This window comes from Marinimicrobium alkaliphilum (assembly GCF_003259155.1).
In the GTDB taxonomy this organism is placed as follows: Bacteria; Pseudomonadota; Gammaproteobacteria; order Pseudomonadales; family Cellvibrionaceae; genus Marinimicrobium_A; species Marinimicrobium_A alkaliphilum.
The window spans coordinates 1-6,628 of sequence record NZ_QGMQ01000013.1 but is presented as its reverse complement, the minus strand read 5'-3'; the positions used below and the strand labels follow the sequence as shown (position 1 = coordinate 6,628).

The 6,628-nt window shown below is 44.4% G+C and carries 7 protein-coding genes; all 7 read right to left on the bottom strand.

The window, feature by feature from the left end; all coding sequences use genetic code 11:
* Positions 1–99: 99 nt before the first annotated feature.
* The gene (locus DKW72_RS16025) at positions 100–501 is read right to left on the bottom strand and encodes a hypothetical protein (protein WP_111643402.1); all 402 of its coding nucleotides are present in this window, start codon (positions 499–501) and stop codon (positions 100–102) included.
* Between the two features lie 89 nt (positions 502–590).
* The gene (locus DKW72_RS16020) at positions 591–986 is read right to left on the bottom strand and encodes a hypothetical protein (RefSeq protein ID WP_111643401.1); all 396 of its coding nucleotides are present in this window, start codon (positions 984–986) and stop codon (positions 591–593) included.
* Between the two features lie 575 nt (positions 987–1,561).
* Positions 1,562–2,434, bottom strand: coding sequence for an exonuclease domain-containing protein (locus tag DKW72_RS16010; RefSeq protein ID WP_111643399.1), 873 nt, complete (start codon positions 2,432–2,434; stop codon positions 1,562–1,564).
* A gap of 58 nt (positions 2,435–2,492) precedes the next feature.
* The gene (locus DKW72_RS16005; RefSeq protein WP_111643398.1) at positions 2,493–3,785 is read right to left on the bottom strand and encodes a DUF485 domain-containing protein; all 1,293 of its coding nucleotides are present in this window, start codon (positions 3,783–3,785) and stop codon (positions 2,493–2,495) included.
* Positions 3,786–3,880: 95 nt separating this feature from the next.
* Positions 3,881–5,233: a nucleotide-binding domain-containing protein gene (locus tag DKW72_RS16000; RefSeq protein ID WP_111643403.1), complete on the bottom strand. Its 1,353-nt coding sequence runs from the start codon at positions 5,231–5,233 to the stop codon at positions 3,881–3,883.
* 2 nt (positions 5,234–5,235) lie between these two features.
* The gene (locus DKW72_RS15995; protein ID WP_111643397.1) at positions 5,236–5,775 is read right to left on the bottom strand and encodes a Pycsar system effector family protein; all 540 of its coding nucleotides are present in this window, start codon (positions 5,773–5,775) and stop codon (positions 5,236–5,238) included.
* Positions 5,776–5,890: 115 nt separating this feature from the next.
* Entirely contained in the window at positions 5,891–6,238 is a 348-nt protein-coding gene (locus tag DKW72_RS15990) for a DUF3024 domain-containing protein (RefSeq protein ID WP_111643396.1), read from the bottom strand.
* Between the last annotated feature and the right edge of the window lie 390 nt (positions 6,239–6,628).

The following is a 6,628-nucleotide window of genomic DNA, read 5'->3' as shown; positions in this document are numbered from 1 at the left end:
CAACACAGGCGGCCGGAACGTAGTGTAGGCCGTCCAGTGCAATGCGAATTTTGCATTGCACGATTGTGATTGACCTTGTTAGGCTTTTGTGCGTGCGTGCTATTCATATACATACTGTGGCGCACCTAAGATGCCTAGATCTTCAGACGCATACGCAACATCCATTATCTGTTTACACCACGGTATTTGCCAAAATTCTTTTTCCGTGTGAGTAGCCCAATTTGCGTAAATGAGGTAATAGTTGCTTTTTGCAATGGTAAATGGAAATTTAGCGTTCGCGTACACTTTCATTGTTTTTATCGGCTCACCCTTCCACTGCCAAAGCACCTTAAATGTTAAATCCCCGACACCTTCATCATTGAGCTCGTGTGACATGATTTGTGCGACAACAATTACCTCCGCTTGATCTATTTCTTGCTGAATAGTCCGCTCACAAGGAATGTCTATGGCGTATACACTACCCGTCAAAATCAATGCCATGAACAACAATAGATGCTTCATACTCGTAAGCCTAACGTCGCGTACAAAGGCGCGAGCTTGCGAGCGTCCTGCCGCCGCTTGCGGCGGCGAACTGGTACGCCTTGTTAATTTTATACCTCATGCTCTTCTATGTACTCACATTTAGGGTCTGGCCCAAAGATAACGGTTTTCAACCATGATATCGAAAAACCAGCGAAGGCTAGAACCGCCATCCCCAAACCGATGGTACCTGCGAACCCCGCCACTAGGAAGAAAGTCTCGTTAGAGGGGCCACTGAAATAGATCCCAGCGAGAGCCAAGAATGCGAAATATGCAACAAACTGTATTGCCCAGTTTAAAGCATACATCACTCTCCTGGCCTTGTAGCTAGATAGCAACTCTCCCTCCTCGGGAAATGGACCAAACCAACTAAATGCCAAATAGGTTAGTAGGTTTGGACGCATGCGTTTCAATGCCACCAATATTGCGAATACAAGAAGGTAAAAAATGGCAATCTTTTCGATCATAAGAAATTAACGCTTTTGCTAAGGGGCGGCCGATAGGCCGTCCCACGAAGGGCCGCTAGGCCCGTAGTGTACTTGAGCAATTGGTTAGGCGCCTTTCGAACTTTCTTTGGATGCCTTCCATACTCGTATTAAGCCGTATGTTCCGAACAGCAAGAAAGCAGAGCCAAGAATTAGTAGTAGACGATTATTCAGGTAAAGGCCCATGCCAGCAAAAATCAGTCCCAGAACAAAGTTAAAAAGCTCTACCGACAGCATACTCACGCTATTCGTAAGTTTGACGGCTTCGGTGCTCATTGACTCGCTCTGCTGAACAAGCCGATCAAGCTTCTCTGCCTCGGCCTCACAAGCTCCACTACATGCGATTCCGTTTTTAACCTCGACTGCACACGTTCGGCACAATCCCCGTTGGCAAGATTTACATATCCCAACCGCGCTTTGCGATTCGTGATAAAAGCATTCCATTACTCTCCCCTTACAATTAATCTTCTACTGTGTCGCGAAGTGCCTAACGCTTCACATAAGCCGCGTGAGGAACGAACGTCGGGCGAACGAAGTGAGCGTACTTAATGTGTTTGTTAGGCATCTCTAGCCGCACCATCTACCAGTTCTTTGAAGTCACTTTCTTTCAAAATTCTGATCTGAACACCGCTAGCTATGAGCTCTTCCGCCTTGATATGTTTTGAGCTTTTATCTTTGCCTGCAAGTCTTGATGCATCTTGATCGCCAACTACCAAATAGTCAATTTTCTTGCTAACCGTTGGGGCTACTGAGCACCCAATACTCGCCGCCATAGCGGCAGCATCTTTACGCGGAATTGAAAGCGCCCCTGTGAATACGACGGATTGGCCGTATAGCTCACCCTCTGGATTCCCCTCCAAAGCAACTTTTCCACCCGATGAGGATAATCCAGATATTGGCTGCCCAACCCGTGTCAACCACCCTTCGAGCGTTATCCCAGCCTTCTCGACAGCAGCGTGAACGATCGCGCCGCACGCCTTGGCATCCTCAAGAGCGTCATGATGCTTAAACTCAAATCCGATTATTTTGCAAACGTTGGCAAGTCCGTAACCCTTCCAGGCGCACTCCTCCCAGGCACGCCGAGCAATACGCGCTGAATCGAGCCATACAAATTCGATGGGGTCGAGTGAATGCTTTCGGATGGCCTTATCCATAGAAATTCGATCGAAGTGCGTATGGCTAACGCATATCTTCCCTGACAACAGAGACCTAATCTCATGATAGATTTCTTCAAATGAAGGCGCAGATGAAACACTCGTCTCGTTTATTCCATGTACGCTCACATTGATTGGATCAAAGTAGTCTCTAGGATTTACAAGGGATGACCATTCACGCTCAAGCTGGCCATTATTGAAGCAAGCTATACCAATCTGACAAATTGAGGCCATATCTGGGTTTGCAGTTTCAACGTCAATAGCTACAAATTCCATGCTCGATCCTTATGCCTAACGCCTAAATCAGGCGTGCAGTTTACTGCATCGCCTGAATTTATTTGTTAGATGATTCGAACTCGTTCCGGCTCTTCTTTAATTTTTTTGGATCTATTTCAAGCTCGGCATCTCCGGCCTTTAGCTTAACCAGAGAGGCTGACCCCATTAAAGCTGAGGCTAATTGATCGGCTGGATGAGCAAGGTTTCCAGCCTTTTCATGGGCTTCTGTGAATAGATTCCTGCTCAAACTTTCCAATAACTCTGTCGGTATGGTATTACCTTTAGCATCATTCCATTCTAAACTTGTCTCAACAATCCAACTCGCTCTCTCCATGTCTAGCTCTAATTGCTTAAGGTGAAACTCTGCAAGGGAGTGTTGCTCAAACCAACGGTTTTGCCAGCGAATATAAAAAAGAATCGAACCGACTGCACCAAACGAGTATATTATTTGCTTAACACCGGCTATCCACAGGACTCTTGCATCAGAAACATTCATGGATTGATAAAAGTCCCGGATAGAAAAACTAGCCAACACAACGAAAACAGCAATCAATCCCAGCATCGCTAACCCAACAGGCCACCTTAACTTATTTGTACCAGCTGTAAGCTTGAATTCAGTCTGACGATTTTTTATCTCTTTAATTATATCTTTTCTAATCTGTCGGCGTGCATGGGTGTTACTTTTGTTGTCCAGTTCTTTTTTCTTTTCTTCGAACTCGGATTCTTTATTCTTTAGATCGCCAAAAAGATTTTCATATTCAGCATTTAGCTCCTGCTCCTTAGCTTGAAATCTTTCATCTTCAGAAGAAATCCTAGAGAAAAACTCTTGATCTAGCTTGCTGCGGTACTCATGATTATCATGTATCAATTTTTCACTTAGTTCTTCGAGTCTACTTAAGGTCGACTCGTGAATTGAAGCAAGCTCTTCTTGTTCCTTTGAAAACTTATTACCAACCGTTCTTCCTTTATCAGTAGCCTTGAGTTTCTTGACTATTACATAGGCTATTTGCAGCTTTTCAGATTCGTTTAGTTGACATTGGCTGCCCGGGTTTAAATAGACTTCATCCGTATAAGGCGATTTAGGATCACTCTGTCCGCCTCGATGAAATGAAACGGAAAAACCACCTGCACTGAATGATGCTCTGAAAATCAGCTCAGAATTCTTCTTTATCAAGTCCGCAAGTTCTTCAGAATCATCCGCAACTAACGGATCAAATCTAACTGTGCTAGAGCCAAGCAAACTAAGCGTGGCGCTTGGAGAATGGCTAGAAACCTCTGTTGCAAGCTCCTTAATACAATCAATCAGAACCTTATCTTTTAATCTCGGAGTTGTAATAACTTGAGCTGCCAAAATTGGACTCTCCTTTATTAATCTAACGCCCGCAACACCGGACAATTTGTAGCGCAGCGGAAAATTTTTCCGCGTGCTTGCGATTGTTATATCCGTCACTTAATCATAACCCCGATCCAGTCACGAAAAAGTAATACCCCATTTGAGTCATACACTTCACATTTCATCGTATGGAGACCTCGGTAAAGTGTGGCCTCCGGCAGCTCGACCTTGGATACTGGGTGATAAGATTGATTGTATTTGCTTACTCTTTCTTTTCGGAGATACCTAATAACTCCCTCTTGCTCAACGTCCCTTTCATTCTCAGGGGTTATTGGACCGTGGTTGGTTTTTTTAAATACCACTTTAAGTGGAAAATTTAGCCTATTTTTTGTGTTTGATCGAACCACGAAAGCTAAAGAAATATTTGGCTCTAAAAAACTCGAAGCAGATATATACTCCTGTCTGTTGCCATTATCTATCGAATAACATTTGTAATCTATTTCCGCATGGTCCTTTACGGATCCGCTACAAATTTTCTCCCTAAAGCTTCTGGGAAGAGCAGAAAACTCTAAACTCTTATCGTAGGATAACTGCCTCATTTTGTAATTCAGCGGATTCCCGTCGGCATCCGTAATATTTGGACTTACTATTGGCAAACTCTCTTTCCCATCTCCACGATCACGAGTCTTTATCTTAGAATATTTCTCTGGCCAGTAAACAAAATCCAACAACCCCTGTCCAAGCATTGTTTGATTCTTTCCAGCCAGCCCTTGGAGCTTGGACGCCATATCAACCGGAAGACCAGTCGCCGAAACCTCACCTACATTTCTGTATCCGAAACTTCCCCACAATACTTCTTCGTCATCTCCAAAATCACAGCCTATCCTAAAGCCGAAATCTTTCGCATCCAAGCCTTCTCTTTCCATCCAAGGCTTAATGCTGCCCTCCAAAATTGCGCGTAAAGTTATTGAACAGTTAATTGCATCTGCTATAGCATCCTCTTTTTCTGTAGAGCTGCCACCAAAAAAAGCCATTACGGCGTCACCCATCAATCTATGTATGTGTCCATCAAATGATCTAATAGTCTCAACGCATGTTTGAATTACAGTATTCTTAAATTGGTAGACAAACTCCAATGGATACAATAGCGACAGTCTTGTTGATCCCTTGATGTCCACAAAAATTGTGCAGGTATAATGCTTTTGCGTGATTTTTGTGCCCTCAAGAGATATAAAATCTGGGTGAGTTCCGATTGGTGAATTATTTACACCGGGCTTTCCAAAAATTGGTCTGATTGTCGCTTGGAGCAGAAACTCTTCTTGCGGCCCAGAAGGTAAGTCAGAGAAATCTTCACTTATTTGCTTTGAGTCCAGTGCCTCAATAGACGCTGATTTAGCAACAGCTATGGTGGAACGATTTCTAACCGCCTCGAACATTTGGTCGAACGTATTCTCGAAGCTATCCATGTTCATCCAGCTCCATTGAATATCAATAATAACAACGAAACAGCTAGCATAGGCACAACACCATAAACAGAGATCCTCACTGCGATTTTCAAAACTCTAAACTTCTCATTTACAATTTCCGCGACCATAAAGGTCTGCTTAGATAAATCCTCTAGAATCTCCTCAGGGGTTGCCTCTTTAATTTTCTTAGCATATCCATCAGCTCCGTTCTCTGTCGCCAGAACATCGCCATAGAAGATCAAGGATTTGTAGCCCTTATCTGTTTTTGAACTTGGAAGAACCACCCGGAGTAGATTTATTGCTGCGATAAGTGACAACAGTATTGTTAGTACCGAAGAGGCAGATGCAGTGTAGTACAAATACTTACAATCAGATTCGGGCGGCCCCATGAGAATTATCCGTATCGATAAACCAAGTATGATCGCGGCAACGAATGACATCAGTAGGCCGACCTTAAAGTTGGTGGTCCCAATATAATGGTCATACCTTTTTATGACATCGAATAAAAACGAGCACTTATCCTCAAAAGTTTCTTCTTTCAAGTCAACCTCCCTAGTATAGGGTGAACGAGGATATAACGCCTCACATAAGCCGCGCGAGGTACGAGCGTCGGGCGAACGAAGTGAGCGAACTTAATGTGATTGTTATGTATTTTCTCTACCCGAAAAAGCATGCGTTTGCATCCTCCTTAACCAAGGTAAGGAATTCCTCAAAATGCCTTACCTGCGGAGCTGGAGGATAGCTATGCCATTTGAGGTCTTGTCGCATCCAGTACACCTTCCAGACTTTCTGGGACTTGATATAGGTTGTTTTAGCAACCGCTATCTCCGTCTTCTCGTTAGGGTCCCGAAAACTTGGCCTTACTTCGAATATCTCGACGCTCTGGCCCGTGATGCGATATCCCAGATCAACCTGCGCTCGAACATGAGCAGGAGGTCGATTTTCTTCCAAGAATTTTCTCAGCTCCTTCTCGCAACGCTTTATTTCAAATTCACTTATGGCCATGCTTTAAACTCGATTATTGCACTCACATAACGTTGCCAGCTGCCGCACCAAAAGCCTACGCGTGAGCGTAGGTTTTTGGTGTCGGACAGACTGGCCTTGTTAAGTTGGCGACACACCCCATTTGCTAATACTGCGTTGTGAGCGAACGCGAACCTAACCTGTAATTTTGGTACCCGCAGGAACGTTTGCCCCTGCAGATGCCCCCGAAATTCTATTGTGGCAAACCACGACGAACGGGAACGCTTTACCGCAACTTCCAATCTGGCTAATGGCACCGGGAACGAAGCTGCCGCATATTTTATTTGGCGCGGCCTTTGATGCCGGATTGCCTGCAACTGGTAATAGCTTGAAACTTTACACCCACTCAATACACAGAATGGCAGAGCCACT

Coding starts and splice junctions, on each gene's coding strand:
- DKW72_RS16025 (WP_111643402.1), bottom strand. CDS start 501: ATGAAGCATCTATTGTTGTTCATGGCATTGATTTTGACGGGTAGTGTA.
- DKW72_RS16020 (WP_111643401.1), bottom strand. CDS start 986: ATGATCGAAAAGATTGCCATTTTTTACCTTCTTGTATTCGCAATATTG.
- DKW72_RS16010 (WP_111643399.1), bottom strand. CDS start 2,434: ATGGAATTTGTAGCTATTGACGTTGAAACTGCAAACCCAGATATGGCC.
- DKW72_RS16000 (WP_111643403.1), bottom strand. CDS start 5,233: ATGGATAGCTTCGAGAATACGTTCGACCAAATGTTCGAGGCGGTTAGA.
- DKW72_RS15990 (WP_111643396.1), bottom strand. CDS start 6,238: ATGGCCATAAGTGAATTTGAAATAAAGCGTTGCGAGAAGGAGCTGAGA.